The organism is Ensifer sp. 4252 (assembly GCF_050434565.1).
GTDB lineage: Bacteria > Pseudomonadota > Alphaproteobacteria > Rhizobiales > Rhizobiaceae > Ensifer.
Genome location: NZ_JBNDIU010000007.1, coordinates 44,811 through 68,102, shown reverse-complemented (window position 1 = coordinate 68,102; position 23,292 = coordinate 44,811). Strand labels below are relative to the sequence as shown.

General features: G+C 59.4%; 26 protein-coding genes and 4 pseudogenes. 15 read left to right on the top strand and 15 right to left on the bottom strand.

What is annotated here, in order from left to right; translation table 11 throughout:
* Positions 1 to 77: 77 nt before the first annotated feature.
* Both ABIE33_RS15950 and ABIE33_RS15945 read left to right on the top strand, forming a co-directional pair.
* Positions 78 to 1,181, top strand: coding sequence for a DUF475 domain-containing protein (locus tag ABIE33_RS15950; protein ID WP_429126534.1), 1,104 nt, complete (start codon positions 78 to 80; stop codon positions 1,179 to 1,181).
* Between the two features lie 116 nt (positions 1,182 to 1,297).
* Positions 1,298 to 1,570, top strand: a complete 273-nt coding sequence (locus ABIE33_RS15945; protein ID WP_429126532.1) for a hypothetical protein — start codon at positions 1,298 to 1,300, stop codon at positions 1,568 to 1,570.
* Positions 1,571 to 1,775: 205 nt separating this feature from the next.
* On the opposite strand, the gene ABIE33_RS15940 is transcribed toward ABIE33_RS15945, so the two are convergent.
* The 4 genes from ABIE33_RS15940 to ABIE33_RS15925 all read right to left on the bottom strand — a co-directional run bounded on the left by ABIE33_RS15940 (position 1,776) and on the right by ABIE33_RS15925 (position 5,166).
* On the bottom strand, positions 1,776 to 1,937 hold the full coding sequence (locus ABIE33_RS15940) for a hypothetical protein (RefSeq protein WP_429126531.1): 162 nt from the start codon (positions 1,935 to 1,937) through the stop codon (positions 1,776 to 1,778).
* A 264-nt stretch (positions 1,938 to 2,201) separates the two neighbouring features.
* Positions 2,202 to 3,719, bottom strand: a complete 1,518-nt coding sequence (locus ABIE33_RS15935) for a tripartite tricarboxylate transporter permease (RefSeq protein WP_429126529.1) — start codon at positions 3,717 to 3,719, stop codon at positions 2,202 to 2,204.
* 14 nt (positions 3,720 to 3,733) lie between these two features.
* Complete coding sequence (locus tag ABIE33_RS15930) at positions 3,734 to 4,225, bottom strand: tripartite tricarboxylate transporter TctB family protein (RefSeq protein WP_429126527.1); 492 nt, start codon at positions 4,223 to 4,225, stop codon at positions 3,734 to 3,736.
* Positions 4,222 to 5,166 (bottom strand): Bug family tripartite tricarboxylate transporter substrate binding protein, encoded by a 945-nt coding sequence (locus tag ABIE33_RS15925; protein WP_429126525.1) that lies wholly within the window; start codon positions 5,164 to 5,166, stop codon positions 4,222 to 4,224. The genes ABIE33_RS15930 and ABIE33_RS15925 overlap by 4 nt, the downstream gene beginning before the upstream one ends.
* A 495-nt stretch (positions 5,167 to 5,661) precedes the next feature.
* Between ABIE33_RS15925 and ABIE33_RS15920 the strand changes: the two genes are divergently transcribed.
* The gene (locus ABIE33_RS15920; RefSeq protein WP_025429025.1) at positions 5,662 to 5,907 is read left to right on the top strand and encodes a type II toxin-antitoxin system VapB family antitoxin; all 246 of its coding nucleotides are present in this window, start codon (positions 5,662 to 5,664) and stop codon (positions 5,905 to 5,907) included.
* Entirely contained in the window at positions 5,907 to 6,344 is a 438-nt protein-coding gene (locus tag ABIE33_RS15915) for a type II toxin-antitoxin system VapC family toxin (RefSeq protein WP_429126523.1), read from the top strand. The genes ABIE33_RS15920 and ABIE33_RS15915 overlap by 1 nt, the downstream gene beginning before the upstream one ends.
* Before the next feature lie 241 nt (positions 6,345 to 6,585).
* Here the strand turns inward: ABIE33_RS15915 and ABIE33_RS15910 are convergent, their stop codons facing one another.
* Entirely contained in the window at positions 6,586 to 7,383 is a 798-nt protein-coding gene (locus ABIE33_RS15910; protein WP_429126521.1) for an NAD(P)H-dependent oxidoreductase, read from the bottom strand.
* Positions 7,384 to 7,477: 94 nt separating this feature from the next.
* Between ABIE33_RS15910 and ABIE33_RS15905 the strand changes: the two genes are divergently transcribed.
* The gene (locus ABIE33_RS15905) at positions 7,478 to 8,392 is read left to right on the top strand and encodes a LysR family transcriptional regulator (RefSeq protein WP_429126519.1); all 915 of its coding nucleotides are present in this window, start codon (positions 7,478 to 7,480) and stop codon (positions 8,390 to 8,392) included.
* 112 nt (positions 8,393 to 8,504) lie between these two features.
* On the opposite strand, the pseudogene ABIE33_RS15900 reads toward ABIE33_RS15905, so the two are convergent.
* Positions 8,505 to 8,708: pseudogene (locus ABIE33_RS15900) on the bottom strand (ABC transporter substrate-binding protein); the annotation flags it as partial.
* Positions 8,709 to 8,987: 279 nt separating this feature from the next.
* Between ABIE33_RS15900 and ABIE33_RS15895 the strand changes: the two are divergent.
* Together ABIE33_RS15895 and ABIE33_RS15890 are read left to right on the top strand one after the other, a co-directional pair.
* Positions 8,988 to 9,230 (top strand): type II toxin-antitoxin system Phd/YefM family antitoxin, encoded by a 243-nt coding sequence (locus ABIE33_RS15895; protein WP_429126517.1) that lies wholly within the window; start codon positions 8,988 to 8,990, stop codon positions 9,228 to 9,230.
* The gene (locus ABIE33_RS15890) at positions 9,230 to 9,664 is read left to right on the top strand and encodes a type II toxin-antitoxin system VapC family toxin (protein ID WP_429126515.1); all 435 of its coding nucleotides are present in this window, start codon (positions 9,230 to 9,232) and stop codon (positions 9,662 to 9,664) included. Before ABIE33_RS15895 ends, ABIE33_RS15890 begins: the two co-directional genes overlap by 1 nt.
* A 271-nt stretch (positions 9,665 to 9,935) precedes the next feature.
* Here the strand turns inward: ABIE33_RS15890 and ABIE33_RS15885 are convergent, their stop codons facing one another.
* Positions 9,936 to 11,003 (bottom strand): ABC transporter substrate-binding protein, encoded by a 1,068-nt coding sequence (locus ABIE33_RS15885; RefSeq protein ID WP_057218798.1) that lies wholly within the window; start codon positions 11,001 to 11,003, stop codon positions 9,936 to 9,938.
* A 77-nt stretch (positions 11,004 to 11,080) separates the two neighbouring features.
* Here ABIE33_RS15885 and ABIE33_RS15880 point away from each other — a divergent pair, with 77 nt between their 5' ends.
* Together ABIE33_RS15880 and ABIE33_RS15875 are read left to right on the top strand one after the other, a co-directional pair.
* Positions 11,081 to 11,758 carry a response regulator gene (locus tag ABIE33_RS15880; protein WP_429126512.1) on the top strand — a complete coding sequence of 226 codons (678 nt, stop codon included), beginning with the start codon at positions 11,081 to 11,083 and terminating at the stop codon, positions 11,756 to 11,758.
* Positions 11,755 to 13,134, top strand: a complete 1,380-nt coding sequence (locus ABIE33_RS15875) for a sensor histidine kinase (RefSeq protein WP_429126510.1) — start codon at positions 11,755 to 11,757, stop codon at positions 13,132 to 13,134. The genes ABIE33_RS15880 and ABIE33_RS15875 overlap by 4 nt, the downstream gene beginning before the upstream one ends.
* 70 nt (positions 13,135 to 13,204) lie before the next feature.
* Here the strand turns inward: ABIE33_RS15875 and ABIE33_RS15870 are convergent, their stop codons facing one another.
* Positions 13,205 to 13,327 carry a hypothetical protein gene (locus tag ABIE33_RS15870; RefSeq protein WP_280938470.1) on the bottom strand — a complete coding sequence of 41 codons (123 nt, stop codon included), beginning with the start codon at positions 13,325 to 13,327 and terminating at the stop codon, positions 13,205 to 13,207.
* A gap of 693 nt (positions 13,328 to 14,020) precedes the next feature.
* Between ABIE33_RS15870 and ABIE33_RS15865 the strand changes: the two are divergent.
* Positions 14,021 to 14,150: pseudogene (locus ABIE33_RS15865) on the top strand (plasmid pRiA4b ORF-3 family protein); the annotation flags it as partial.
* A 152-nt stretch (positions 14,151 to 14,302) separates the two neighbouring features.
* Positions 14,303 to 15,081 (top strand): annotated as a pseudogene (locus ABIE33_RS15860) (pentapeptide repeat-containing protein).
* Between the two features lie 376 nt (positions 15,082 to 15,457).
* Here the strand turns inward: ABIE33_RS15860 and ABIE33_RS15855 are convergent.
* A complete protein-coding gene (locus ABIE33_RS15855) occupies positions 15,458 to 16,864 on the bottom strand; it encodes an adenylate/guanylate cyclase domain-containing protein (RefSeq protein WP_429126508.1) in 1,407 nt (468 codons plus the stop codon).
* Positions 16,865 to 17,230: 366 nt separating this feature from the next.
* Here ABIE33_RS15855 and ABIE33_RS15850 point away from each other — a divergent pair.
* From ABIE33_RS15850 to ABIE33_RS15840, 3 genes and pseudogenes are all read left to right on the top strand, one after another.
* Positions 17,231 to 17,389 (top strand): annotated as a pseudogene (locus ABIE33_RS15850) (PDZ domain-containing protein); the annotation flags it as partial.
* A gap of 73 nt (positions 17,390 to 17,462) precedes the next feature.
* On the top strand, positions 17,463 to 17,786 hold the full coding sequence (locus ABIE33_RS15845; protein WP_429126506.1) for a hypothetical protein: 324 nt from the start codon (positions 17,463 to 17,465) through the stop codon (positions 17,784 to 17,786).
* 74 nt (positions 17,787 to 17,860) lie between these two features.
* Complete coding sequence (locus ABIE33_RS15840; protein WP_429126505.1) at positions 17,861 to 18,178, top strand: S1C family serine protease; 318 nt, start codon at positions 17,861 to 17,863, stop codon at positions 18,176 to 18,178.
* 567 nt (positions 18,179 to 18,745) lie between these two features.
* Here the strand turns inward: ABIE33_RS15840 and ABIE33_RS15835 are convergent.
* Positions 18,746 to 19,576 (bottom strand): universal stress protein, encoded by an 831-nt coding sequence (locus ABIE33_RS15835; RefSeq protein ID WP_429126503.1) that lies wholly within the window; start codon positions 19,574 to 19,576, stop codon positions 18,746 to 18,748.
* A gap of 69 nt (positions 19,577 to 19,645) precedes the next feature.
* Entirely contained in the window at positions 19,646 to 20,170 is a 525-nt protein-coding gene (locus ABIE33_RS15830; protein WP_429126501.1) for an Hsp20/alpha crystallin family protein, read from the bottom strand.
* A gap of 524 nt (positions 20,171 to 20,694) precedes the next feature.
* Between ABIE33_RS15830 and ABIE33_RS15825 the strand changes: the two genes are divergently transcribed.
* Entirely contained in the window at positions 20,695 to 20,988 is a 294-nt protein-coding gene (locus ABIE33_RS15825) for a DUF6916 family protein (RefSeq protein ID WP_176353392.1), read from the top strand.
* A 7-nt stretch (positions 20,989 to 20,995) separates the two neighbouring features.
* Here the strand turns inward: ABIE33_RS15825 and ABIE33_RS15820 are convergent, their stop codons facing one another.
* The 4 genes from ABIE33_RS15820 to ABIE33_RS15805 all read right to left on the bottom strand — a co-directional run bounded on the left by ABIE33_RS15820 (position 20,996) and on the right by ABIE33_RS15805 (position 23,209).
* On the bottom strand, positions 20,996 to 21,487 hold the full coding sequence (locus tag ABIE33_RS15820) for a GNAT family N-acetyltransferase (RefSeq protein WP_429126902.1): 492 nt from the start codon (positions 21,485 to 21,487) through the stop codon (positions 20,996 to 20,998).
* A gap of 71 nt (positions 21,488 to 21,558) precedes the next feature.
* Positions 21,559 to 22,092 carry a phage tail protein gene (locus ABIE33_RS15815; protein ID WP_429126498.1) on the bottom strand — a complete coding sequence of 178 codons (534 nt, stop codon included), beginning with the start codon at positions 22,090 to 22,092 and terminating at the stop codon, positions 21,559 to 21,561.
* Between the two features lie 32 nt (positions 22,093 to 22,124).
* Positions 22,125 to 22,625: a phage tail protein gene (locus ABIE33_RS15810; protein ID WP_429126496.1), complete on the bottom strand. Its 501-nt coding sequence runs from the start codon at positions 22,623 to 22,625 to the stop codon at positions 22,125 to 22,127.
* A gap of 53 nt (positions 22,626 to 22,678) precedes the next feature.
* Complete coding sequence (locus ABIE33_RS15805; RefSeq protein ID WP_429126494.1) at positions 22,679 to 23,209, bottom strand: phage tail protein; 531 nt, start codon at positions 23,207 to 23,209, stop codon at positions 22,679 to 22,681.
* Between the last annotated feature and the right edge of the window lie 83 nt (positions 23,210 to 23,292).

Here is a 23,292-nt window from a genome sequence, read left to right as displayed (position 1 = left end):
TCGGCCGTGCGTGTTTTCGTTTCCAAACCCCACTTCTTCTCAGAACCGGGTGTCGTGCGCGCAAAGGAGGTCCGTCGATGACGCAGCCTCAAACGCACACAAGCGCCGTTGGCTATTTCAAGTGGGCCTTCATCGTCACCGCGATCGGCCTGGTGCTTGGCGCCTGGCTCGGCTGGCAGTCGACCGGCACGATCGGCGGCATGGCCGCGGTCTTCTTCATCTGCACCGTGTTGGCCGTACTCGAAATCTCGCTGTCCTTCGACAACGCGATCGTCAATGCCAACAAGCTGAAGGACATGACCCCGGAATGGCAGCACCGCTTCCTGACTTGGGGTATCATCATCGCCGTCTTCGGCATGCGTATCGTCTTTCCGCTGCTCATCGTCGTCATCGCGGCGGGCATCGGCCCGATCGATGCCATCGTTCTGGCGGCGAGCAAGCCCGAAGAATATGCCCGCATCATGAATGATGCGCATCTGCCGATCGCAGCTTTCGGCGGAACCTTCCTGATGATGGTGGGCCTCACCTACTTCTTCGATCATGAGAAGGACGTGCATTGGATCTCCTGGGTCGAAAGCAAGATGGCGCGTTTTGCCACGATCAAGGGCATCGAAATTGCCTTCGTGCTGGCGCTGATCCTTGGTTTCTCGACCCTGCTCGATCCGGCAGACGCGCATACTTTCGTCTATTCGGGCATCTACGGCCTCTTGACCTTCCTCGTCGTCGAGGTCGTCGGCGGTCTGCTCGACGCATCGCAGCAGACGATGAGTGCGGCGGCAAAGGGCGGCTTCGGCGCCTTCCTTTACCTGGAAGTGCTTGATGCGAGTTTCTCGTTCGACGGCGTTATCGGCGCCTTCGCCTTGACGCAGAACCTCTTCGTCATCGCTATCGGCCTTGGCATCGGCGCGATGTATGTGCGCTCGATGACGATCATGCTGGTGGAGAAGGGTACGCTCAACGAGTACCGATACCTGGAGCATGGTGCGTTCTACGCGATCCTGATCCTCTCGGTGGTCATGTACTTCCAGACGCTGGTGCACATCCCTGAAGTGATCACCGGCCTCGGCGGCGCTGCCCTGATCGGTATCTCGCTTTGGTCTTCCATCCGCTACAACAAGCGGGAGCGCGAGGCCGAGCTGAGTGGTGAAACAAGCCACGGCCAGGCGCGCGTCGAGGCGTAATCGTCTTCGACCATAGGCGCTCTTAAAATGGCCCCGGTGCACGCGCATCGGGGCCATTTGCATGGAAGGGCCGGGCCGGCATTGCCAAACGGCCATCATCCCTGGATAAACGGTTGATGATTTCAGATGATCTGAAGCGGGTCTTGGAAGAGGTTTACCGAGCGGGCGCCCATCGGGTGCCGGCCGACGACATCGATTGGCCGCAGGAGCTTCATGCCGCGGTCTTTCGCGCCTTGAACATGCAGTACATCACAAGACGCGAAATCAACGGCAGCGTTTGCTTTTCGCTGACGCAGGCCGGCTATCGAGCGATCGATGCCGAAGTGCCGTGGGGCCGCATCCTGCGGCAGCGCATGTGTGACTTGATGCGTATGGCAACGGGGCGTTAAAACCGCTTCGGCCTTGCGCGGCATCACGGAAACGCTCTTCTCATTTTGCAGGTATTTCTGGCGGAAAACCGCTCGGCACTTCCCTTGGAAGTATGCTGCGCTCAAACGGCCAAAAAATAACGGCCCGCCATCTCTCGATGTCGAGCCGTTTCATCCTTGGGAGGATAAGGCGCCCCATCGCGATGACGGGCGCAGGAATTTTCTGTTAGTCGCGGCCCGGGAAGTTGGCCGGATCGATGCCCAGGGTGCGCAGGTCGCTTGCCTTCGGGCGGCGGTGGCCTTCGACAGCAGCGGCAGCGGCGCTAGCGGCGCCGAGAACTGCGAATGCGCGGCCGATGAAACCCTTGCGGTAAGTTGTGGTAGCCATCTTTTTGCTCGCTTTCGTTTTCTCTCTGATGAGCAAAAGATGGGGTCTGCCGGGTCTTTTTGCAATGCACAATCGGACACTCCAGCCATGCAACGGAAGCAGGCCCGGTCAACTATCGATCGAGCGGGCCTGCCCATTGAGCCTTGGGAGGCTCCTGCATAATTCCTTATATCGAAATCGATATAGGGACAAAACCATGCAGAAGATCAAAGCGTTACAGCGACCGTTGCGCGCCTGAACAGGCGCGCGGTGCTGTACGGCTTCTTAGTCTTCGTTGGCTGCGAGCTGCGCCAGCATTTCGCCACGTCCGCGGGCCCTGAGGATCAGCGGTATGATCAGTGCCGCAGCGGCGATAACCAGTAGCACGGCGGCGATCGGCGAGGTGAAGAGCACGCTGACGTCACCCTGGCTGATGGCCAGCGCCCGGCGAAGCTGCTGCTCGGCCAGCGGCCCGAGGATCAAGCCAACGACGACAGGCGCGATCGGGTAGCCGAACACACGCATGGCATAGCCGAGCAGACCGAAGGCGAGTAGCATGCCCAGTTCATAGACCGACGGGTTGGCGCCGATGGTGCCGAGCGTCGCAAACAGCAGAATGCCGGCATAAAGCCATGGCTTCGGGATGGTCAGCAGCTTAACCCAAAGCCCGATCAGCGGCAGGTTCAGGACCAGCAGCATGAAATTGGCAATCAGCAGGCTGGCGATCAGACCCCATACGAGCTGCGGGTTGGTGGCAAACAGCAACGGTCCGGGCTGCAGGCCGTATTGCTGGAAGCCGGCAAGCATGATCGCGGCGGTCGCGGTCGTCGGCAGGCCGAGGGTCAAAAGCGGAACGAGCGTGCCGGCCGCCGATGCATTGTTGGCGGCTTCCGGACCGGCGACGCCTTCGATGGCGCCGTTGCCGAACTCTTCCGGATGCTTCGCCAGACGCTTTTCCGCCGCATAGGACAGGAAGGTGCCGATCTCGGCGCCGCCGGCCGGCATGGCACCGATCGGAAAGCCAATGAACGTACCGCGAAGCCAGGGCTTCCACGAGCGCGCCCAGTCGGCCTTGCTCATCCAGATCGAACCGCGCACGGCCTCGACCTTATCCGGGCCCTTGTCGCCTTGTGCGGCAATGAAAAGCGTCTCGCCGATCGCGAACATAGCCACGGCAAGCGTCGTGACCTCGATACCGTCAAGCAGTTCGGGAACGCCAAAGGAGAGGCGTGCCTGGCCGGTCAGTTGGTCGATGCCGACGACGGAAAGCGCCAGGCCAACAAAGAGTGCGGTCAATCCGCGAAGCGTGGAATCGCCGAAAGCCGAAGACACGGTCACGAAGGCGAGAACCATCAGCGCGAAGTATTCGCGTGGACCAAATACCAGAGCCAGCTTGACGATGTAGGGCGCGATGAAGGCAAGGCCGAGCGTCGCGATCAGGCCGGCAACGAACGAGCCGATGGCGGCGGTCGCAAGCGCAGGCCCGCCCCGTCCGGCGCGCGCCATCTTGTTGCCCTCGAGTGCCGTGACGATCGAGGCGCTTTCACCCGGCGTATTGAGCAGGATCGAGGTGGTCGAGCCGCCGTACATGCCGCCATAATAGATGCCGGCGAACATGATCAGCGAACCGGCCGGGTCGAGCTGGTAGGTAACGGGCAGAAGAAGCGCGACGGTCAGGGCCGGGCCGATGCCGGGAAGAACGCCGACGGCGGTTCCAAGCGTCACGCCGATCAGCGCGTAAAGCAGGTTCATCGGCTGGGCAGCAACCCACAGTCCCTGCAACAGGAATTCAAAAGTAGCCATGGTCGACGGCCCTCTTAGAAGAACAGGTGTTCAAGCGGCCCTGCGGGCAGCGACAACTGCAGAAGCTTGGCGAATATCACCCAGACGACAAAACAGAGCGCGATGCCAACTGGCAGGGAGAACCAAAGCTTGCGCTTGCCAAAGCCGCGTGCGGTGAGCGCAAAGAGAATGCCGGTGGCGATCGAAAAGCCCGCGACGTTCAAGAGCAACATCTGTGCTGCAAGCCCGGCGACGATCCATATGACCGGCGCGATTTCCTGGTGCTCGCGCTCGGGGAAATCGTTGCGGAACGCGGCAAAGATGGTCCAGACGGCAAGGCCGGCGAGACAGCAGGCGATCGCATAGGGGACCGTCGTCGGTCCGACCTGGGAGTAACCGGCAGCGCCTGCCAGGCGCGACACGTCCCAGAAAATAAGGCCAGCGATGGCGGCAAGCACGGCCGCGATGAAGAGCGCCGCCCGATCAGGGCGACGCGTTGTGGTGGAAGGGTTGAGCCCCTTGGTCATTTCACCAGTCCAATGTCCTTGAGGACGCCTTCGGTGGCCGAAACGTCCTTGTCGAGCTGGGCGGCGAAAGCGTCGCCTGCGAGGTAGCTATCCTGCCAACCCTTGGTCTTCAGGACTTCCTGCCAGCCGGCCGACTTGGCGAGCTTTTCGACGTCGGCCGAAACGGCGGCCTTCTGCTCGTCGGTGAGGCCCGGAGCGGCTGCAACCATGCGCCAGTTTTCAACGACGACATCGAGGCCGGATTCCTTCAGCGTCGGCGCGTCGATGCCGGGGAGGCGTTCTGCGCTCGATACTGCGATCAGGCGCAGCGTGCCGGCCTTGACCTGGGCTTCGAACTCGCCGTAGCCGGAGATGCCGGCCGTAACCTGGCTGCCGAGGATGGCTGCAAGCGCTTCGCCGCCGCCGGAATAGGCGATGTAGTTGATCTTGGTCGGGTCGACACCGGCTGCCTTGGCGATCAGGCCAACGGCGATGTGGTCGGTACCGCCGGCAGAGCCACCAGCCCAGGATACCGCGCCCGGATCCTTCTTCAGGGCTTCGACGAGGTCAGCCATCGTCTTGATCTCGGACGCGGCCGGAACGACGATCGCTTCATATTCGCCGGTGAGGCGCGCGATCGGGGTGACATCCTTGAGCGTGACCGGCGACTTGTTGGTCAAGATCGCGCCGACCATGACGTAACCGCCGACGATCAGGGCGTTCGGGTTGCCCTTCTGCTGGCTTGCGAACTGAGCGAGACCGATGGTGCCGCCGGCGCCCGGTACGTTTTGAACCTGTACGTTGCCGGAGATGCCTTCCTGCTGCAGAACGGTCTGGAGCGAACGAGCCGTCTGGTCCCAGCCGCCGCCCGGATTTGCCGGAGCGATGATGGTGTAGTCAGCCGCATAGGCCGGCAGCGCCATTGCGCCGGCGAGAATGGATGCCAGGAAAAAGTGTTTCAAGGTCAGTCCTCCATGAGGCGCGATTTTCCACGCGCACGTTGTTTCTGCGTGCGAACGGGAAGACGCGACGGTGTCCAAAGGACCCTTGTCGCTGACCGGATTGGTGACTTCCTCCCAGTGCGCAACCGGCGGGCCCGCCTCCACGGGGCGCCAGCGACTGCTAAGCCATCATAGAAAGCTGACATTAAGCTGACATCAAGTCCTCATTGCGAAAATGAAGCGTAGTGTTTACGAAATCTTAGGCTGTTGCTGGCTACTCGCGGCGCGAATGGGCCCGCCGGGGCAGGCGCCCCCTGCCGTTTCCGGTTGGTTCGCGAATCGCGAACGTTCTCGCGTCATTTGCTAGCTAAGAGTGAGCTCCCGCGACATGTGGGGCGAGAAGGCAAATTGTCTTCGTTTTATGGCGCTTTGTAAGGTAACTGTTCTGTCTTGTGTCGCTTGAATATTCTCAATAGAATATTCGAATATTCTTTGCTGCATATTCAGGAGAAAGCCATGGCGCTCTACATTCGTGACGACACAGTCGACGATCTCGCTTCAGAGCTCCAGAAGCTGTCCAAGGCTCCTAACAAGACAGAGGCCGTTCGGCGTGCTTTGCAGCATGAACTCGATCGCATCCGGGAAGAAGTGCCGTTACGCGAGCGCGTCGCGAAAATTCAAGACAAATTCAGAGCGCGTATGGGGTCGAACAAGCCCAACTTTGACATGAAGCGCTTCACCGACGAGATGTGGGAACTCTGATGTTTCTGGACGCCTCTGTGATCGTGGCGGTTTTGGCCGGCGAGGAAGATGCTGGCTATCATCTCGCCAAAATCGAGATGTCAAAGACGCCAATCTTCTATTCATCACTTGCCCTGTTCGAAGCAGTGATCAGCCTGGCACGTATCATTGCCATCTCGCACAACGGCAACCAGGCTCCGACGCCACCGGATATCATCGAAGTGGCGCAGGAGAGTGTTGCGCAATTCCTTGAAGCAATCGATGCGCAAGAAATGCCTATCAGCGGATCCCTGCACCGCGCAGCGATTGAGGCGGCACGCAACTATGGTCGCTTCGTCGGCCATCCGGCTCGGCTGAATTTCGGCGATTGTTTCGCATATGCTTGTGCGAAGTCCCAGCATATGCCGCTTCTGTTCAAAGGCGATGATTTTTCCAGGACAGATATCGATGTTGCCTGAGATCGCCAGCCGGGACGACGCTAGGCCGTAGTCAGCTCACCACCTTGTCCTGAGTAGCAGCCAGCGTCCTGACCCCGGCACCATCGCCGGAATGCAACGCGGCTGTGGCCGTTCGGCGCCACAAGGCTGAGGCCGGAGTTCCGTCCGCCTTCCGTTTTCCGATTAGACCCGGAAACGGATGGCGATGGTGCGCAAGAGCTGGTGGAGCCGATACTGCAAATTTCATCTGCAATGCTGCACGCTACTCGGCTGCATCTTGCTGATCGATGTGGAGGGCGAAGCCGCGATCACTCGGATTGGCGAGGTTTGGACGCAACTCGAGGCTCGGGATCAGATAGTCGCCACCGTTCTGGCGTCGGTAAGGAATAGGCGGTGTGCTCGAAAGTGTCCTCATCCGCTCGCGCAGGCGCTCCGCAACAACCTCGAAGCCGGTCGCGTCGATGCGATCGACCCGGTAGGCCACAAACGGCGGTAGCACATCATATCCGGGATAGTAGAGGATGCCGTGGTTGATGGGAAACAGCAGGTCGTCAATCGGTCCGTTAACCCCGCGGGCGGAGTAGTGCTCCTGCCAGCCGCCGGTGGTGACGATCAGCAGTGCTCGCTTGCCCTTGAACGTGCCTTCGCCAAACCGATCGCCCCAGTGGGCGTCGCTGTGCTCACCCACGCCATAGGCAAATCCGTAGGCATAGACCCGATCCACCCAACCCTTCAGGATCGCCGGCATCGTGTACCACCAGAGCGGAAACTGCAGGATGAGTGTATCCGCCCACAAGAGCTTCTCGTGTTCAGCCTTCACATCCAGGGTCAAGGTGTCGGCCGCGAATGCCTCTTTCGATGCGCGGCTCGGCTTGAACTGCGTGTCTGCTGCAAGCGAAGGGAAGTCGCTCCGATCGACCTCGGATTTCCATTTGTCGACATAGAGGTCAGAAACCTGGACTTCGTGGCCTTCCGCCTCGAGTTCGCGGATGGCGACATCGCGCAGCGCGCCGTTGAGCGAACGTGGCTCCGGATGGGCGAAAACAAGCAAAACTTTCATGGTCAGCATTCCTGTGATGAGAAACCGACCCCTGATGTAGACAGCATAGAGGCGTTCCACTACACCTCGGCAATGCATATGATTGTGCCGAAAAATGGATAAATCCGATATCACGCTCGAACGCATGCGGACATTCGTTCGTGTCGCCGAGCGTGGTAGCCTGTCGGCCGTCGCGCGCGAGCTCGGGCTCGGGCAGTCGACGGTCACGCGGCATTTGCGCGAACTGGAGGAGGCGCTGGGCGTGCCCCTCATCAGCCGCACGACCCGGCGTGTGACGATGACCGACGAGGGCAACAGGTACTATGCCAACAGCGTCCAGATCTTGCGCCTCGTGGAGCAGGCCGGCGACGAGGCACGCGGCACCCGCGGCGCCTCGGCCGGTACGATCCGGGTCTCCTGCACCGCGGCTCTCGGCGTTCTGCATGCCACGCGACTGATCTTTGCCTTTCAGGAGAAATATCCGGACATCGGCGTCGATCTCAGCCTGACGGACGAGCGCATCGATCTTGTACGGGAGGGCATCGACATCGCGCTCCGTCTGGGGCCGCTCACCGACAGTTCGATGAAATTGCGGGTGCTTGGTCAAAGCCAGCGTCTGCTGGTCGCGGCGCCGGACTATCTCGCCAAGCGCGGAACGCCGGTCGTTCCCCGGGATCTATCGGGCCACGAGGGCATTCGAATGTCGAATGTGGCGGGCAGCGATCAGTTGGAACTTCACGGCAAGACCGGGGAGCGACATGTGGTGCCTTTCCACGGACGTCTGCGCATCGATCATGGCCTGGCGGCACGCGAGGCGCTCATCGCCGGCCGCGGCATCGCCCCCGCGCACCGATGGCTGGTCGACGATCTGCTCGCCGAAGGCCGCTTGAAGCCGATCCTTCCGGATTACTCCCTGACGCCCGTGCCCTTGAGCATGCTGATCGTGCCCGAGCGTGCAGGCATTGCCCGGGTGAGGTTGCTTGTCGACTATTTCGCGGAGCGGATAGGCGACATTCCGGGTCTGGAGTAACCGGGGTTGCGCTGACACACGGCCGTTTATGGTCGCAGACACGTTTGAGCGATCCCATATTGACCGAGGGCAACCAAGCACATTTCACCGGGTTGAACCGCTGGAGCGAGTGGAGCCGCAGCACCTTGTTCCAGCGGGCAATCAGCCGAGACCGCTTGATCCGATCGAGATAGACCATCAGCCCGGGCCTGCCGGGAGCCGGCCGCAATTGGGAACCGAGCATTTCCAGCATGGTGTTGGCGGTGTTTTCGCCGGCGACATCTGAGCTGACGGCGGGGATCTGCAATTGCCGCGCCATGATCGTCTGGCCTTCCTGCAGACCCAGCGCCACCGCCGCGGGGCCTGTTCCGATCAGATCTATGACTCGCGCGAGGAAAGCGGGCGACGGCAACTGGACGAGCATGCCGCCCGCGGGTGAAGTGAAGCTTGCTACCGAGCTGCGCGCTTTGGCCTCCAATCTGCAGAAAAAGCACTCATCGGCATTGTATGGTGGCATGGTGATGCTCAAACATAGGACGTCTCTAAGCCCTTTGGATCTTGCTCGGGAGCGTCGATGCGGTTATATGACTACTGTAGTCATTATTTGGAGGCCGACATGAGAGAGATCCAGCTTAAAGATGCCAAGGCAACGCTTTCTGCTGTTGTCGATCAGGCGGTTCACGGCAATCCTGCGATCATCACCCGGCACGGCAGGAAGGAAGTCGTAGTGCTTTCGTTCGAGGAGTATGAAAAGCTGAAAAACGTTCCGAGTTTCGGACGGCTCCTAGCTTCCTATCCAGGTGATGAGGACGATATCCCACTGCGCGGTGACAAGCCGAGCCGGCTGATTGATTTCTGATGTTTCTGGTCGATACGAACGTGATATCTGCGCTTGTCCCGTCCAAACGTCAAAGTTCCGAGCAGCTTGTCGAATGGCTCGACAAAGCCAGTTCGCAACTATTCTTATCTGTTATTTCGGCGGCTGAGGTAAAATCCGGGATTGCCAAGGCGGAACGAGAAGGTGCCGCCACCAAGGCGCAGCGGCTAAAAGATTGGTGGGAAAGCATAGAGTATCTGTACGCGCAGAAGCTGCTGCCGTTCGATCTGCGATGCGCGCATGCAGCCGGACAGATTCTAGATGATGCTCGTGCCCATCAGCCGGGTTTCGAGGATATAGCGATAGCTGCCACAGCCCAAGTGCATGGCCTGACTGTTTTGACACGTAATCTGCGTCATTTTGGGCCGTTAGGCGTTGGAGCACTCGATCCCTTCGAGGCACTGCCAGAGTTATAGGGTAGGGCTTTTCTCTTGCAGCCCTGCGGCTTTCGTGAATTGACGTAGAAGCGATCTCTCCGACGTTGAAGACGACGGGCCGAAGCCGCGCCTAAAGTCCAAGGGTGCCGTAGTTGGCTCCTGGGCACCCAACCTCTCCCGGTGGACTGCGTTCCGCCTGTTCGAGCGGCTGCATGCCAACGCACGACCGTCCATCGTCATCAGGGATGTTTAAGCGACCCTAGGGCGGAGGGAGCAATGAAACAGATTTCACGAGGGCAAAACGCTGGTGCTAATGGAGCCGCAGAACCTCGTTCCAGCGGGCAATCAGCCGGGACCGCTTCACCTGGTCGAGATAGACCATGAGCCCGGGGCTGACGGGCACCGGACGCAACTGGGCGCCGAGCATTTCCTGCATGGTGTTGGCGGTGTTTTCGCCGGCGACATCCGGGCTGACGGCGGGGATCTGCAATTGCCGCGCCATGATCGTCTGGCCCTCTTTGGACATGAAGAATTCCAGATAACGGCGACCGAGGTCGGGAGAAGCGGACGCCTGCGGCACGAGGCCGATCCGCGACATCACCACAGTGTAGTCCTTGGGCAAGACGATGCCGACATCGGGATGCCGCGCTGCCCAATCGGCGGCGTAGGAGCCGAGAATGTTGTAGCCGAGCACGAACCGCCCGTCGGCGACCCGCTCTAGAATGGCCTGGCTGGTGGAATAGAGTTTGACGCCCGCAGCGCCCATGGCCTGGATGACATCCCAGATGTCGCCGAACTGCTCCTGGTCGCGCGACATGAAGAGAAAGCCGACGCCGGAGCGCTCGATGTCATAGGTGCCGATCCGGCCGAAGACATCGGCGCCCTGACGCTTGAGATAAGCGACGAATTCGGCGCGGGTCGAAGGCGGCGCTTCCTTGGTAAAGCTCGGCTTATGATAGACGAAGACCGCCGGCTCGAAGGTCAGCGCATAGGCGGTGTTGCGCCAATTGGCCCAGGTCGGCCAGCGGCCGCTCATCGGCAGGTCGCTGCGCTGGGCATAGCCATCATTGCTCAGCTTGACTTGCAGGTCCATCGCGGACGAGAAGGCGAAGTCCGCGGTCTTCAGCCCCGCGTCGGTTTCCTTGACGATCCGGTCGTAGATCTCTCCCGTCAGCATATCCTCATAGCGCACGGCGACATCCGGATTGGCTTTTTGGAAGCCGAGGATCATCGGTTTGGCGAGAGGCTCATCGAGCGAGGAATAGACGACCAGCGTCCTTGCGTCAGATGCGCCTGAAAGCGCCGGAAAAATGACCGGCGCGGCCAGAAGGAGCCGGGGACAAAGAACCAAAAAGAGAAAAGAAATCAAGTACCGCATAAATCCACAATGCCTCAGCGCGCCACCGTTCACAAGCAAGGCAACGGCGGTTAGAGTGGAGCGGGGAGTAAAGACAATTGCGCATATTGCTTGTTGAAGACAATCAGGTCCTTGCTGAGGGTCTGTCGGCCATCCTGCGTGGTAGCGGCTATGCCGTCGACGTCGTCAGTGACGGCGCGTCGGCCCACGCGGTCGCCGCGGCCGAGACGTTCGATCTGGTGATCCTCGACCTCAACCTGCCGGAGATGGACGGGCTTGATGTGCTGCGGGCGATGCGTGCCCGGCAGAACAGCGCTGCCGTCCTGATACTGACGGCACGAGGCACGCCGGAGGAGCGCGTGAAAGGTCTCGATCTCGGCGCCGACGATTACATGATCAAGCCGTTCGATATCGGCGAGTTTGAAGCGCGCGTGCGCGTGCTGCTTCGCCGGCAGGCGGGACTGCGGGCATCGACCGTCAGCTATGGCAATGTGTCGCTCGATCTCAATGCGCGCAGCTTTGCCTCCGGCGGCGTGCCGATCGAAATCCCGGCGCGCGAGCTCGGTCTGCTCGAACTCCTGTTCATGCGGGCCGGCAAGGTCGTCGCCAAGGAGGCGATCATGCAGTCGTTGACCGGTTTCGACGACGACCTGAGCCCGAACGCGATCGAGCAATATGTCAGCCGTCTGAGGAAGCGGCTCGCACCCCATGGGCTAACGGTCAGAACGGCGCGCGGTATCGGCTACTATCTCGACAAGACGGCTGACCCCGAATGAGGGCAGCGGTCTACTCCCTTCGCCGAAGGCTGCTTGGCTGGCTGCTGATCTCCACCGCCGTCATCGGTGTCATCGCGTTGACCGATACCTATCGCGAAGCCGTGACGACAGCCAATGTCGTCTCGGATCGTGTTCTGGCCGGCTCGGCTCTCGCGATCGCCGAGCGCGTGGTCGTTGCCGAGGATGGGTCGCTCGAGGTCGATATTCCCTATGTGGCGCTGGAAATGCTGACATCGGCGGCGCAGGACCGCGTCTTCTATCGGGTCGACGGACCACCAGGGCAATTTATCACTGGTTACCAGACGCTTCCGTCGCTTGACGAGGTTCCGGGAAGCTCGACGAGCTTTGCCGACGCCTCGTTCCGCGGTGAGCCGATCCGCATCGCGGCCCTTCGCCGTTCGGCCTCGACCGGCATCAACTCGGTTCCCTTCGTTGTGACCGTTGCCGAAACGACGATCGCCCGCCGGCAATTGACGCAAACGATTCTCGTTCGCTCCGCCTTGCGCCTCGGGCTGATGATCGCCGGTGCGGCCGTCATCGTCTGGATCGCGGTTACCTTCTCGCTGAGGCCGCTCTATCGCCTGGGAGATGCGATATCAGAGCGCAGCCCCGACGACCTGCATCCGATCGGCGAGCGTGTGCCGAACGAAGTCCAGGGACTGGTCGATACGGTCAACTCGTTCATGGGGCGGCTGCAGTCGGCGCTCGATGCTCTGCGCAATTTCACCGGCAATGCCAGCCATCAGTTGCGCACACCGCTTGCGATCATCCGCACGCAACTGGCGCTCGCGCTGCGCGCAGGGTCGATTGAAGACACAAAGGTTGCGGTGAAGAAGGCCGATGAGGCCGTGGCGAATGCCGAGCGCATTCTCGCGCAACTGCTGTTGATGGCGAAGATCGACGCTGCCGGCAAAGATGAGGCACGGAAGCTTGAACGGATAGACCTGGTCGAGCTGACGCGCGGCATCACCGCCGAGCATGTACCGGCCGCTGGAGACGCCGGCATTGATCTCGGGTTCGACGGCGAGGGCGAAGCCTTTGTTCGTGTCGAGCCCCTGCTGGTCGGCGAGATGCTGAAGAACCTCATCGGCAATGCGCTGCTTTATGCCGGACGCGGTGCCGAGGTGACCACCCGGGTGACAGAGAAGGAAGGTTTCGTGTCTTTGGAAGTCGAGGACAACGGGCCGGGGATCAGGCCGGAACTGCGCGAGAGCGTACTCAGGCGGTTTCAGCGCGGCGCCAGCGAAGCTCCGGGAACGGGGCTGGGCCTGCCGATCGTCGAGGAAATTGCAGCACTTTATGGCGCACGAACGAGCCTTGGCGATGGGGCGGGTGGACGCGGGCTTAAAGTTGCCATCCTGTTTCCGGCCGGATGAGCAAGGAGCCGGTCAGTCCTCATCCAGCGCCACAGATAGGGCAGGCCGGACAAGGACTGGAGTAAGCGCTTTAGCGGCTGCGCTGGCCGAAGAGGGAAGCTGTTTCGCGGGTCTGGACCCGAAGCATCGCGTTCCAAAGCTGAAGAACGAAACGCGGCTGGAACTGGCTCGCAAGCTTGCGCTGCGACAACATGATAAATCTCCGATAGTTTTGGATGGCGGTCATATAGTCGATCGCGGACTCAATTGCCAGAGCAGTAGTGTCGTGGCAGCTTTGCGCGGTAAGCATATCTTAATTTGGACGCAGCGTAACTTGCGTGACAGATCGAATTTGGACTTGGCCGGCAGATCGGATCGGCGCCTGGCAGGGTCATTCGCATGTTGGAAGCGCGTTCGACGGCCACAGTGTAGAGGAAAGGCCCGCCTCGTCGACGTGAAGGGATCGCTTGCCAATTCTGTCCGGTCCCGAACACTGTTCAGCGATTGTCAGACCAGCAGGGCCAGCCCCAACGATAACCATATCGGCCGCAATGATGGAATTGTCTTCCAATTCGGCAAGCCGCGAGGTTCTCATTTGAAGCATACATTCTTCCAGTATGCGCCGACTATCCCTATGGTCAGTCTTGGATGAGCGGCGCGGCGACAGATGTCGCCAGTCTGAATGATGCCAAGGATAAGCCATTTCTCTGGTGGCTTGAGCGAACTTACGGCGCTGCGGTCCCCGTTTGCCTGAACGCCTTTTGCTTGTGACAACCCGTCAATTAGCACGCCGTCGCGCAGGTTCCTCGGTCAACGCGGCACGGCGTTTGCTGCTGGCCGAACTGGTGAGTTTGAAAGATTTCGCCAACATCGATTGCCGGATCCATTGCCCGAGGCCAAGCGCGGCATGCTTCACCCCCTAGATCCAGAAAGCTTCATTGTGCGCGCCAAGGTGCATATCCTCGGTATCGAGCCCAAGATCAGCCGCACTCTTCGAACTGCCAATCACTCTCAATCTTGCCCAACTTCACGAGGTGCCGCCGTCGGTGGCTTGCGTTGATCCCCGTCAATGTGGAGCGATCGCAATCAGATATCCTGAAAAAGTTCGCGCACCACCAAATCGACTTCGGGTTTGTGCCAGCTCGATCGGCATGCGCACATTGGCTAAATGCGTTCGGACGGATCCCTGATGAGAACCGATACCGATGTTTTCAAAGACTTTAGGTTGAACGCCAGGGCTGTCCGTTGGTTTCACATTGCCTCAATCAGCGTCGGCGATAAGCGTGGAACTTTTGCGTCGATCGCCGCCATCCTAACTATCTTGGTTTTCGATAGTTCCGCGCAGGCGGCACACTGCAAAAGCTGGCCGGAGCCAGGCGTGAACTGGAGCGAATGCAACAAGAGCCGCCTCATCCTTGCAGGCGCGAACTTGGAAAGTGCCAACCTATTTAGCGCGAATTTCACTATGACCGATCTCCGCGACGCAAACCTAAGCTTCGCCAATCTCGAAAAGACAAAGCTAGTGCGCGCCTCGCTGGCCGGGGCCAGTGCCAGGAAGGCAACTTTTGCTCGAGCCGAAGCTCACCGGGCCAGCTTTGTCCGCTTCTCTGCCCAAGACGTTTGTTTTGAAGGTGCCGAGTTACAGCGGACCGACTTCAGTCGGGCGGATCTCGTTAGGGTCAATTTCGAGAAGTCGGAGCTCGGCCGCGCCACGTTCGGTGGTGCGAGGCTGGAAGACGTTCGTTTTTCGCTCGCCAACTTGTCGCGAGCCGACTTCACTGGTGCATCTTTCGCAGGGTTTAGTGCATTCGATCGTTCTATTTTATTCCTGACGAGAATAGAGGGGGCCGACCTCTCGGCTGCGACCGGATTGCGGCAAACTCAGATCGATACGGCCTGCGGGGATGCCGCCACGAAACTGCCGGCCGGACTTTCGTGCCGTCAAGCTGGCCCTGCATGTTCGACTAGGTATGTTCGATGAGATGAGCGTGGATGCTCACTGGTCCGCAAGTGAGATTGCTCTCAATACCCCATCGCGTCAAACACGATCGCCGTCGAAATTCCCGGCTGTAGCAAGTGCCAACACCAGCATGGTGGCGACTTTTCAAAGCTCACACCTAGCGCGCTGTTTGCCGCACTCTTATGCCATCCATCCTCCTGGCCACGACCCATCGAAGCATCGAAAACCGGGCGTGGAGAGCTGGGGAGCGATCCGCGCGATTGGTTCGAAACCGACAACGATGCACGTTCATCCGCACCCCCAATTTGCGCAGAGACGTCCATTTCTGCCGTCCTGATGTAAAAGTTGCCCCTCAGGAATTGATCGACAACGGACTGAAAATCCTCATCGGCGGCCGGCCAAGCTGGATACATTAGCCGCGCCTTGCGCCATAGGTTCGGTGCCCGTGAAGGCATAGAGCGCTACATGCTCGCCACGCCCACCCAGTGGTTCTCGGCCGACCTCGCGCCATAGATGATGCTGTCCTGCCTGCATGATGACAATCTCAGACACTAGCAGCGCGATATTGAATCGCTTGGTGGCCTGCTCAATCTTTGCGGCGACATTGACAGTGTCGCCAAGGACGGTGAATTCAAGCCGCTCGTCATCGCCAACAAGCCCGTAATACATCTCGCCGCTGTGGATGCCGATCCCGACCCGGATAGGCGGATCGAAACCACGTTTGCTGTTCCATTGCTCTATGAGCTCAAGGATGCGATGACCGCATGCTATCGCACGCGCGCAATCATCACGCTGGGGTTCTGGAATGCCGAAGACAACCAGAGCGCCGTCGCCAATGAATTTGTCGATCACACCGCCGTATGCTTCAGTGGCACGCATGACACGTCGCCGGAAGGAAGAAATGAAGATCGACAGCCTCGCTGGGTCTAAATTCTCGGCATAAGCCGTGAACCCACGGATATCGACGAATAGGATGGCGCCCTCCTGTCGGCGGCCTTGCCGCCAAGTGGCAACATCATTCTCCCCCACCAATGGCGCGATTTCGGCTGGCAGAAAGCGAGCAAGGTTCGCACGCCTGGCTGTCTCACTCGCTACGCGGATCAAAAGGCGCCGAGAACGCGCCATGGCCAGTGCCGTTATCGCACCCATCAGGATCAGTATAACTGCCCGCATGACATACGGTGGTAGAGAGAGGAGGCGACCGATACTCTCTCCCAAATCGCCGAGGGAGGCCTCGTTCACAACACCCGTCAGGTTAAAGCCGAGCCCTGCCGCGACGCCCACGACAGCCACCATTGTTGCCAGCGTGGCCCATATCTGAACAAGAGGCCGATATCGAAGCGCGCCGACTGCGAGAAGGAGGGGCGCTGCCCAGATGGTCGGGATAGCAACCACCCAATTTCCGCCCATCCCCATACCAGCGAGTGCAAAATAGAGGCTGGCCCCAAGAATCGCTGCATCTCCTGTAACCAGGGCATAGGCCATCCAGGGCCTGAACTGGCGGCTGATAACGAGCAGGAACGACATGATGCCGAGGGCCAGAAAGGCGGCGACGGTAATCAGCGCCGTGACGCGAAGCTGGTTCAGATTGTACTCTTGAACGAGCTCGGCCGTTTCGGAGGAAACCAGGAAGCCACTCGTAAACAAGGCAAGACCAAGCGTAATGCGGACCCACCCGATCGTATATTCTGCTTCATGCTCCGATTCCCAGAATACCGTGTCGACAGAGGTGCTCGTCGGGTCCGACGGGCGTATCTCGGGCCGAAATGCAGTGAGCTGAAATATCCCCATCAACACCCCCTCCGCAAAAGACGATGGGCCTTCCATCAGCAAGGTCGCTGGAGGAACGCTATCGCATAGTAGCGCGATAGAACCGATTGCGTGAGAGGGCCGAGCTGCTCGGACATCAGCTGATCTTCGGCGCTCAACTGCACGTTAGAATTGCCGGGTTGATGTCGGTGGGCACCATATTTTGCCCTCGCCTTGTCAACCATTTCGGGGACGCTCCGCCGAAAGGTGCGGCTTTGACCGACATTACAGTTGAGCCAACGAGATGGCGGCGTCCGATTGGGATGGAGGGAGCGGCGCGGCTCACTTATACGCGTGCTGGATCGCGAAGCTCGGCCATGAGGTGCGCCTGATGCTGGGTGGCTCGGGGTTTCCGTCACACTTGCCCGCACCGACGAAGGCAACGCCGGCGGTCTCGTCGTTGCCCAACTCGCCTGCAATTCGGCAGCGGAACGTCATGGTGTAAGGCTTGGCGATATCATCACAGCCCTCAATGGTCGCGCACTTTCGACAGAGGCGTCCTTCAACAATTTAGTCAGCCTCCTTTCCCCCCGATGCTCGCATCACGCTGGACGTTCGCCGCGGAGAAGCGATAGAGAGATTGGCACTGACGCTCTCAAATCCCGACTCTATCCAGACTGCTCCGATGCATCCGGTGCTTGGCACGGTGGTATTTGGCTTGCCTGTATCGTCGCCTTCGCCCGCGTGTATGCCTTCCGGCCCGGTGCTTTTGATGGTTCCCTCCGATGGCGCTGCATTTATGGTTGGCCTTCGGACGGGGGACGACCTCACTGCCATCAACGGTGAGCCTGCTTTCTCCGCCGGGCAAATTCAGGATCTTTTGGAACAGTCCGACGGAAAGATTTCAATCGATATCCACGCGCTGGCACTGCCTATCGCATCGATGCCGAGTAGCGATCGCTAGGGAGTTTGCTCCAAGCCAGGAAACACAGGAACACACCGAGGCCGGAACGCCCAAGCCCACTCACGATCTCGAACGTGGCGGTCTGCTCCAAACCGAGCGGACTACCCACCGCCGCCACGGTTGACGACTACGAAGACTATATCCAGACAGACGCAGCCGTTAACCCCGGCAGTTCGGGCGGCGCGCTCGTAAACGCGGCTGGCGAGCTTTTGGGCGTGATGCGGGGCGTGCCCATACCCAAAGAAACAAGCCAGGGCATCGCCTTTGCGATACCCTCCGACATCGCGGCTCAGGTCGTCCAAGCTCTTATCAAGGATGGTGAGATCAAACGACGATGCAACGGTCGATCAAACTTGGAACTGTCGCGGGGACCGAGATACGCGTGCACGTGACATTCGCCCTGTTGCTTATCTCGATCTGGGTCATGCACTATCGCAGCCATTCTTGCCTGGCGCATGTTATGGGCGCGTGCCACCAAACTTGCGGCTCGGATCGCGCAAGCGAACACCTTAGAAACGGGTGTCTTTGGCGTCTTCTTCAATCCGCTGCTGATCCGGATTGCCATCTTCGCTTATTTCGCCGCGGAAGCGGAAACGCAAAGCAAAGCAAACAGCGTCAGGCGATCTCCGACGGCACCTGCGTTTACTGAGGTGATGAATACCAGTTTCGCAACGCTTGGCCCCCAGCCTCGTGCCGGGGCAGTAGAGCTTTTGCTCGCGACCAGCCAAAGTGAGTTTCCCGTTGGTGACAAGGCCGGGCGGTCCGAGGGGCTAATGACGCGCGAGGGCATCGTTCACGCGATGAGTGAAAAGAGCGACGAACGCGTCAGTGCGGTGTCATGCGGCGCGATATCCCTACAGTCGAAGTGCGGTCCCATATCGACGTCAATCTACGGCAGATGCAGGATGCGCCTGCGCCCGCCGCAGCGGTTCGATCGGTGTCAGGCTCCCATCTGGCCTTCAATGCGCCATTAAAATGGGAAATTTGGCCTCATTAAACATCGATCTCGTGACGCCGCCGAGGATCAGCTGCAGCAGTTTGGAATGTCCATAGGCCCCCATAACAATCATGTCGGCGTTGATGTCAATTGCGTGTCTGTGCAGGGTTTCCACCACGAACCGGCCCGAGCTCGGCAGGGTATCGACCGAGACGTTGATCCCGTGACGCGCAAGATAGGTCGCGATGTCTGCACCAGGTTCGTCACCACTCACTCTCGAGGCGGCAACCGGGTCGACCATGGTAATGTGTACGGACTGGGCCATCTTCATCATTTCGAGGGCATCCCTTGCAGCATGTGCCGCACTCGGACGCGAATCCCACGCGAGCAGGATGGTCTTTGGCTTCAGCGTCACCTTCACATCTGGTGGAACGAACAGGACGGGGCGTCCCGCCTGAAAGAGCCCGCCGCTGATGATCTGTGGCTTCAAGTCCTCGCTCATAAAGGCGGCGGGCCCGGCCAAAAGCAGGTCGGCGTAAAGCGCCCTCTCACCGATGTCATAGGCTGGGCCGGTCACTTCCGCGTAAACACTGTCGACGTCAAACGACAATCCGCTCGGTGTAATCCGCTCTCGAATAGTGGTGAGGCTTTCGGAGAGCTTCTGCAGGTTGCGTTCGCGCACTTCCAGCCAGCTCGGCGATAGCGTCTCATAGCGCCCGCTCGGCACAGGCGCCATAACAACCAGGAGGGCGGTTAAATGTGCACTTACCTCGCCTGCGAGTTTCACCCCGATCTGAAGATCCTCGCCTGCATCGTGCTCGCCGAGCACATTCAGAATTGTCTTGAAGGGCATGTCTTCCTCCTTTTTTGCGCGCAGCTCCACAAAGAATGCGTGTCCTTCGTGGAACCGGGCGCCGGATCCTCAAGCGGCTTTTATCTGAATCTTGCGATCGTTCTGGAGAGCCTCCTGGCTCTTCGGCAGCGTCACCGTCAGCACCCCCTTGGAGAAGGTCGCTGCAATGTCGTCAGCTTTGATGCCATCAGGTAGTTTGAAGGTTCGTTGGAACGAACCGTAGCGCCGTTCCGACAACACGTATTCCTTGTCCTTTTCTTCGCGATCCTCCTGCTTTTCGCCGCGGATCGACAGGTTGCCGTTTGAAATCTTCACCTCGATATCCTTCTCCTCTATCCCTGGCAGCTCGGCGGTGATCTCGTAGCTTGCCTCCCTTTCCACCAGGTCAACGGCCGGTGCGATCGCCCAGCTCGGCAAAAGAGATGCCCGGCGAGCAGGGCTGGGTTCAAACGAACGGCGCCAGAAGCTCGGGGTAAAGTCATCGAACAGGCGGTCAATTTCGGCCCGAAGGCCCTCAAAGGGCATCCATGATTCCGTGCGAGCCGGGGTTTCCTTTTCTCGTTTGATTGGAAGTTTGGTTGAAGTCTCAGCCATGATTGCTTTCTCCTTCGAACAGATGAGGGTGCCGTCGGCGACGGAAGTGAGCAAACGGGGCAGCTCGATCAGGCTCTTCTCCTTGCTCTTTCCGCCGTGTCAGCACCGGACATGGCAATTAGAGCGCGATTGGAAGCGATGCGCATTGATGGCCGTCAAAGGTGATGTCGGCATCACTTTGACGAAGAGCAATGCAGAGCGCCGCTGGATGTGTCGTTGTTGGAAACGCGAACCAGCATTCTGTGAAGCAAAAATGTCCGGGCGTGGAATGAGCACATGCTACAGACGGCCGTGTTAAACAGGGCCCCGCTGATGAGTGCTGCGCCCTTCAACGTTCAAATAATCAAGACCACTCTTCTCAAATATAGGAAGGATGAGCCGCGCGACCTAACCCAACTGAAGACATTTGGGTGTCTGGCATAAACGCGAACGAGCGCGTGGTGCGCCAAGTCTTTTGCGCGCAACCACTATGCTGTAAGAGTACCGTCATCGACCTAGGCGGGAATCATCAGGGAGCACAACGAATGGAATTTCTGACGCTTCAGAACTTTGCAAGTTGCGTCGGCCAGGCCTTCGATCTTTCGCTTGGCGAGAGTACCGTGCCACTGACCTTGGCGGAAGCCACTCCCGGAGGACCGCAGATCATGCCCGGCATGAGGCGAGCTCCGTTTTCCCTGTTGTTCCGCAGTCAATCGGCAATAGTCCTGCCTCAGCAAATCTATCGCATGAAGAATGCGTCACTCGGCGCGTTGGAAATTTTCCTCGTGCCGGTTGCCCGCGATAAGCAGGGTATCGTCTACCAAGCTGTCTTCAATTGATTGCGGGTCAGCGCGGCGTCGCGTTGGAGACAATACTGCAAGGCCATTCCATCCGGATATGCGAGCTGCCACCCTCCACATCACGAAAGCCAAGTCGGCGATAAAGCGCCTGTGCTGCTATATTGTGGTGCTCGACATGCAGCATCAGTGACTGGACGCCTGATCTGGTCATCTCACGCTGAATGGCAGACAGGAGAGAGCTTCCTCTGCCCTGGCTGCGCCACTCCGGCGCCAGGCCGATATCGACGATAAGCCACTGTTCTCGGCTAAAATTCAGGTAGAGGCGACCGATCGGCATTCCCTTGAGTTCGATAATGAGGAATTCGGCGTCAGGGAAAGCCGCCATATAGTGGCGGTGTTGAAAAATAAACTGCTGCTCCAGAAAGGCGTGCTTCTGCTCCATCGGCCATCGTACGCCCGCAAGCTCGTCCATCCGAAAAGATCGGTAAAGCCGCTGGAGAAACGGCATGTCATCAGACGCGGCATGGCGTAAGCCCATATCTGCCACTGTCAACCGGGGTGGATTGCGGCGTGTCGGAAATCCTGTCGCGGCTATGTCGAGTGGCGACATCACCCGAACGTTGGGTAGTTGCCGTAGAGGGCGATGCAGAAGTTCACGGCAAGATAAGGTTGCCTGTTTTCATGCGGCAGGTTGTTGCCCGCCAAGCCGATCATGTTTGACGCGAATTGCGCGTCTGGTTGAGCATCCTTTGCGGTGATCGAGCTCTCGATGGGAAGCGTCAACGCGTTGCCGGCAGAGGGGGCGCTTACCCGTTTTGCTGTGTCGGTCTGGTTGTAGATCGTGAACCCGTGCGAATGTGCCGGCATTTCAGAATTGCTCAGCGTTACGCTGTTTTCGCCCAAGACCTCGCCGATCGTGCGTTGCGAAAGGCCCGGCGCCATGCCCTGACTGAAAGCGGCGCGACCGGTAAAGTTTGGCAACTGGAAAGTGGAACTGCCATTGCCGCCGTAAGATACGCCCAGTAATGAGAACAAAGCCGTGTTCTGCTGAATTGCGAGCGTCGCGCCATTACAAAGCGCCCAATTGTGGGGCGCGAAATTGAAGCCGAATAGCTGGATTTCACCAATGAAAGGCTCTGACATTTCTTCTCCCTTAACGTGCAATGCGGGCTGTATCAGCTTTGCGACGGAAAGACGCCGTAAAGCGAGATGCAGAATTGCACCGTCAACGTCGGCATCATGTTGTCGTGGGGCTGGGTCTGGCCGGTAGGCCCGGTCGAATTCGGGGACGTATTGAACCCATTGAGGCCAGTGACATCAGTGGCATACATCGTGTTGCCCGAGAGTGCGCCGAGTTCGGCGTTCGTTCCGATAGCGGTCGCGGTGGCTGCCGTCGTTGTTGCAAACATCGGATGGTTGTGCGGCGGCAGCTGGGTCCCGAGAAGCGTCACGGTTTCGGAGCCGCCAAGTTGGCCGGGTAGGCGCGTGCTCAGGCCTTGCCCGGTGCCCTGATGCAGGGGCACGCGACCGCGAAGGTCGGGCACGCCGAACGTGTTCTGGCCATCGCCGCCATAGGTGGTGCCAAGCAGCGTGTACAGCGTGTCATAATCCGCGATAGACAGCAGCGATCCATCGCAAGCCTGCCAGCCGGTCGGCACGCGGGAAAAGGCGAACATCCGAATTTCCCCGATATAGGGAGTGCCCATTAGTTATCCTCCGGCGGCTGGGTTCAATTGCGGGACGGGTAGATGCCCTGTAGCGCAATGCAGAAATTGATGACGTTGAATGGCTGCATATTGGCGTGCGGCTGTCCGCCGCCCGCCGCCGCGACGCTCTGGGGCGCCAGCACAACCTGCGCTTCGCCTGCTGGCGCATAGATCGGCAAGGAGGTGGTGCCGTAAAGCGTGTTCGTCGGGTTGCGCTGATTGGCTTCAGCAGTCGTCCCGTTGCCCTGATGTTGGTGGGCGGGAATCTGCGGCTGCGTGAGCGTCACAGCTTCAACGCCACCGACCTCTCCGATCCCATAGGGTGTCGGGTTCCAACTGGGGTCGACGGACGGACCGGCCGCTACAGGCGTTCGCCCCTGCAGATTTGGCAGGGCAAAGGTGGTCGAGCCGTTGCCGCCATAGAAGGTCCCCAACAAGGAGAACAAGGCCTGGTTCTGAGCGATCCCCAAGATCTGACCATTGCACAGCGCGAAACCGCGTGGCGCAAAGCCGAACCCGCTCATCATGATCTGCCCCACAAAAGGTTCACTCATGGTTGCCCCCATCCTGATAAAATTGAACGACTCTGGATTTAACCTCCGGCGCACTCTCTCCCATAACGAGCATCTTGGGAAGA

What these genes read in the sequence shown, in the direction of transcription:
- ABIE33_RS15950 (WP_429126534.1), top strand. Translation starts at nt 78, where the DNA reads ATGACGCAGCCTCAAACGCACACAAGCGCCGTTGGCTATTTCAAGTGG.
- ABIE33_RS15945 (WP_429126532.1), top strand. Translation starts at nt 1,298, where the DNA reads ATGATTTCAGATGATCTGAAGCGGGTCTTGGAAGAGGTTTACCGAGCG.
- ABIE33_RS15940 (WP_429126531.1), bottom strand. Translation starts at nt 1,937, where the DNA reads ATGGCTACCACAACTTACCGCAAGGGTTTCATCGGCCGCGCATTCGCA.
- ABIE33_RS15935 (WP_429126529.1), bottom strand. Translation starts at nt 3,719, where the DNA reads ATGGCTACTTTTGAATTCCTGTTGCAGGGACTGTGGGTTGCTGCCCAG.
- ABIE33_RS15930 (WP_429126527.1), bottom strand. Translation starts at nt 4,225, where the DNA reads ATGACCAAGGGGCTCAACCCTTCCACCACAACGCGTCGCCCTGATCGG.
- ABIE33_RS15920 (WP_025429025.1), top strand. Translation starts at nt 5,662, where the DNA reads ATGGCGCTCTACATTCGTGACGACACAGTCGACGATCTCGCTTCAGAG.
- ABIE33_RS15915 (WP_429126523.1), top strand. Translation starts at nt 5,907, where the DNA reads ATGTTTCTGGACGCCTCTGTGATCGTGGCGGTTTTGGCCGGCGAGGAA.
- ABIE33_RS15910 (WP_429126521.1), bottom strand. Translation starts at nt 7,383, where the DNA reads ATGAAAGTTTTGCTTGTTTTCGCCCATCCGGAGCCACGTTCGCTCAAC.
- ABIE33_RS15905 (WP_429126519.1), top strand. Translation starts at nt 7,478, where the DNA reads ATGGATAAATCCGATATCACGCTCGAACGCATGCGGACATTCGTTCGT.
- ABIE33_RS15895 (WP_429126517.1), top strand. Translation starts at nt 8,988, where the DNA reads ATGAGAGAGATCCAGCTTAAAGATGCCAAGGCAACGCTTTCTGCTGTT.
- ABIE33_RS15890 (WP_429126515.1), top strand. Translation starts at nt 9,230, where the DNA reads ATGTTTCTGGTCGATACGAACGTGATATCTGCGCTTGTCCCGTCCAAA.
- ABIE33_RS15885 (WP_057218798.1), bottom strand. Translation starts at nt 11,003, where the DNA reads ATGCGGTACTTGATTTCTTTTCTCTTTTTGGTTCTTTGTCCCCGGCTC.
- ABIE33_RS15875 (WP_429126510.1), top strand. Translation starts at nt 11,755, where the DNA reads ATGAGGGCAGCGGTCTACTCCCTTCGCCGAAGGCTGCTTGGCTGGCTG.
- ABIE33_RS15870 (WP_280938470.1), bottom strand. Translation starts at nt 13,327, where the DNA reads ATGTTGTCGCAGCGCAAGCTTGCGAGCCAGTTCCAGCCGCGTTTCGTT.
- ABIE33_RS15855 (WP_429126508.1), bottom strand. Translation starts at nt 16,864, where the DNA reads ATGGGGATATTTCAGCTCACTGCATTTCGGCCCGAGATACGCCCGTCG.
- ABIE33_RS15835 (WP_429126503.1), bottom strand. Translation starts at nt 19,576, where the DNA reads ATGCCCTTCAAGACAATTCTGAATGTGCTCGGCGAGCACGATGCAGGC.
- ABIE33_RS15830 (WP_429126501.1), bottom strand. Translation starts at nt 20,170, where the DNA reads ATGGCTGAGACTTCAACCAAACTTCCAATCAAACGAGAAAAGGAAACC.
- ABIE33_RS15825 (WP_176353392.1), top strand. Translation starts at nt 20,695, where the DNA reads ATGGAATTTCTGACGCTTCAGAACTTTGCAAGTTGCGTCGGCCAGGCC.
- ABIE33_RS15820 (WP_429126902.1), bottom strand. Translation starts at nt 21,487, where the DNA reads ATGGGCTTACGCCATGCCGCGTCTGATGACATGCCGTTTCTCCAGCGG.
- ABIE33_RS15815 (WP_429126498.1), bottom strand. Translation starts at nt 22,092, where the DNA reads ATGTCAGAGCCTTTCATTGGTGAAATCCAGCTATTCGGCTTCAATTTC.
- ABIE33_RS15810 (WP_429126496.1), bottom strand. Translation starts at nt 22,625, where the DNA reads ATGTTCGCCTTTTCCCGCGTGCCGACCGGCTGGCAGGCTTGCGATGGA.
- ABIE33_RS15805 (WP_429126494.1), bottom strand. Translation starts at nt 23,209, where the DNA reads ATGAGTGAACCTTTTGTGGGGCAGATCATGATGAGCGGGTTCGGCTTT.